The sequence below is a fragment of the Albidovulum sp. genome (assembly GCF_049646345.1).
Lineage (GTDB): Bacteria > Pseudomonadota > Alphaproteobacteria > Rhodobacterales > Rhodobacteraceae > Albidovulum.
Genome location: NZ_JBARVQ010000793.1, coordinates 1 through 2,147 on the forward strand (window position 1 = coordinate 1; position 2,147 = coordinate 2,147).

2 protein-coding genes and 1 pseudogene are annotated in these 2,147 nt (G+C 60.5%); all 3 read right to left on the minus strand.

The window, feature by feature from the left end; all coding sequences use genetic code 11:
• Positions 1-1,317: phage major capsid protein (locus tag WBB85_RS20820; RefSeq protein ID WP_432640495.1), on the minus strand; the 1,317-nt coding region annotated here is incomplete at its 3' end.
• Between the two features lie 157 nt (positions 1,318-1,474).
• Positions 1,475-1,708: a hypothetical protein gene (locus WBB85_RS20825; protein WP_432640496.1), complete on the minus strand. Its 234-nt coding sequence runs from the start codon at positions 1,706-1,708 to the stop codon at positions 1,475-1,477.
• Between the two features lie 154 nt (positions 1,709-1,862).
• Positions 1,863-2,147 (minus strand): annotated as a pseudogene (locus tag WBB85_RS20830) (AAA family ATPase); the annotation flags it as partial.

A 2,147-nucleotide genomic window follows, 5' to 3' on the forward strand; every position in this document is an offset into this window, starting at 1 on the left:
AACGTCAGCCCGCATATGCGCAATGAGTGTGTATTGCAGATTGCTGGCGTACGTCGTGGTCTTGATCAGTTCGACACGAATATCTTGCCGGATGCCGATAAGCAGGTGCCGGAAGTTGCCCGCGAAGATCGTGGACTCGTCAGTGCCCACGCCGCCATCAACCGCGATCTTGGTTGTGGTCAGCATCGGAGTATCGGCGATGACCTTGGGTGCCATAAGGGGCTGGCCAGTTGTGTCGGTGAGGCCCGACAAGGTGCCTTCGTCGCGCGGGTGCAGGATGATTGCCGAGATCGGCCCGGCGTTGGCCGTGAGGATGCCCGTGCGCGCCGTCAGCAGGTTGCCATAGCCCGTCAAGGCCGCACCTACAGCCGTTGTGCCGATCCCTGCCGTATTGGCAATACCGGTAGGCTCAGGAGCCGTGCCGGAGCCAAGAAGCGCCACGCGGTCCAGTTCCTGCGCCATTGCAGCCGCCAGGATGACAGGCAACTGCGCTTCCAGGTTGATGCTGTCCTGCATCAATTCCAGCGAAACCTTGGTGAATACCGCAAGCGATTTCGGAGCCAAAGTGATTGCCGAGAAGGTCGGATCGCTTTCCGCGACAGAGGCATTTTCAGCGCGCCATGCCGGAACCGGATCAGATGCCAGCTTTGCAATAACATTGGTGTCGGACGTCAGCGGAACCGTTTGCGCGCCCGCTTGCGTTACAACGCTTGCACCGCGCAAAAGGTCGATGAGCCGTGCGCTCAGATCGGTGGGCACTGTGTAGCCACCCGCCGAGTCCGTCCCTTCGGCCAATGCCCGGCGCTCAACGTCGGTCTTGGCACCGACAACCATGGAGCGAAGATACCCGCCAAGGCTCAGGCCGCCATATTCGTCCCGGGTGGAACGTGCCTGCGCCCAGCTTGTGAAGCGCTGTTCAGGGGCCAGCGCAAAGGCCACCTCGCGCGCATCTTCGCCGCCACCATTTTGCACGGTTACTGCGTCAAGGCCGGGGCGCTTGGCGCTGCCGCCATGGGCGCGGGGTTCTTTGCTGCCGAGTTCGGTGCGTTGGTCCTTTTCGTAAACCATCGCGTTCCGCGCGCCTGTCAGCGCGTCGATTGCTGACTCTGTCTTGGTCGATTGGTCAGTTGCCGGGTTGTCGTCGAGATTGTCGAGCAGATCGCGCGCAGCCTTGTTGAGCCGTTTTTCCACGTCGCAGAGCTTTGCCCAAGGCAATTCATGCGCGCGAATGTCGGTCAGTGATTTGATGTTGAGGTCACGAAACAACGTCATGCACTGCTTGCGCGCCTCAAGATCGTCTTTGTCTTCAATAAACATTTGCCTGTTTCCTTGATGAACCGGGACGCACGAACGCGACCTCGGTTGAGGTTCACGTTTCGCGCTCAGACATCATCGTCACGGGAAACTAGCGGTCGGCCAGCGTCATCAACGCATGATCGATAGGTGTTATGATACCCCATGTCGAGAAGGACTGTCAACACCTGCCTGCTTCGCCAGTGCGGACAAGCTCCAGCGCCGCCAGCTTGGCGATTGCGCGTTCCAAGCCCGCAGAGCCTTCGACCTCGGCATGAAGCTGGATTGCCGCCGTGATCAGGCTTGCCGCGAAGAAACGCAGATTCCCGCCATCGGCCTCGATTTCGCCGATGGCTTCGCTCAGAAGATCGCGAACACGGGCGATCTCGCGCTGCATTATTTGTTGTTCAGTCATTGGGTTTCCTTTCTGAAATCCTGCGTGCTGCCCGCCTCTGAGGGCGGGTGCAACGCACGGGGGATAAGGGGTATATATTGCACCCCCGTTGGCCGGGGGTTGGCGGGGGGTTGCACCGGGGGTTGTACTTAGTATTGCACCGGGGGTTGCACCCTCATTCCTGAGCATGGTCTGCCCCCTTTCTTGCCAGGTGAGACCGCGCCTTTGCGCCCTTGCCGTGGGTTGCGACCTCGATCTTGTCGCGCCCAAACAGTGCGTCCATTGCGCCCTTCAAGGCGCGCTTGGTGCAGCCCTCCACTTCGGGATGACTGGCAAACATGGCAGGCGCGTATGTCGGCCCAGGGCTTGCAGAAACGTAGCGTCCTTGAGCCGTGAAGGCGTCCAGCAGCCTGAGAAACACCCGCTCGGCCTTGGCCCCTATCGCCAGTCTGTCCAGCCC

Excerpts from the sequence above, each read along its gene's own strand:
- WBB85_RS20825 (WP_432640496.1), bottom strand. The coding sequence starts at position 1,708 with ATGACTGAACAACAAATAATGCAGCGCGAGATCGCCCGTGTTCGCGAT.